This is a genomic window from Amycolatopsis sp. WAC 01416, assembly GCF_003947485.1.
Classification (GTDB): domain Bacteria; phylum Actinomycetota; class Actinomycetes; order Mycobacteriales; family Pseudonocardiaceae; genus Amycolatopsis.
The window spans coordinates 1-632 of record NZ_QHHX01000034.1; the positions used below are offsets into that span (position 1 = coordinate 1).

The following is a 632-nucleotide window of genomic DNA, read 5'->3' on the forward strand; positions in this document are numbered from 1 at the left end:
CCGACCGCCGTCAGGACCGTTCTGGCCCAGCTCTCCCTGCCGCCGGAGACCGAGAACCGCGCCCCCGTCGCCAGATCGGCGGCCCAGCGGGCCGGGCCGACCCGCTGGCGGGGCTCCGGGCGGTCGGGGGGCGCCTGGGGCGCCCCGCCGGGGTGCTCCCGCTCCCGCTCCTTCTCACTCCGCAGCGGGGTCACATTGCCGGTGCCGCTCATCGCACGCCCGCCATGTCCCGCGCCTTGCCGTCCCGTACGACGACCTCGCGGTCGGAGTACGCGGCGACGCGCGCCTCATGGGTGACCAGGACGACGGCGGCGTTGGTCTCCCGGGCTGCCCCGGTCAGCAGCTCCATCACCCGCTCGCCGTTGAGCGAGTCCAGCGCGCCGGTCGGCTCGTCGGCGAACAACACGCGCGGGTTGGTGACCAGCGAACGGGCCACGGCGACGCGCTGTCCCTGACCGCCGGAGACCTCGCCGGGCCGCTTGGCGCGTACGTCGTCGACCTCCAGCCGCTCCAGCCAGGCCAGCGCGCGGCTCTCGGCCTCCTTGCGCCGTACGCCGTTCAGCCGCAGCGGCAGCGCGACGTTCTCCACGCAGCTGAGCTCCACGACCAGCTGCCCGAACTGGAAGACGAAG

At 74.8% G+C, this 632-nt stretch carries 2 protein-coding genes; both read right to left on the reverse strand.

Translation table 11 applies throughout. The features are described from left to right. A partial coding sequence (locus DL990_RS41170; RefSeq protein ID WP_148106810.1) for a hypothetical protein occupies positions 1 to 212 on the reverse strand: 212 nt, incomplete at its 3' end. Further along, positions 209 to 632 (reverse strand): ABC transporter ATP-binding protein (locus DL990_RS41175; RefSeq protein ID WP_125801887.1); only part of this gene is annotated, 424 nt, incomplete at its 5' end. The genes DL990_RS41175 and DL990_RS41170, both read right to left, overlap by 4 nt.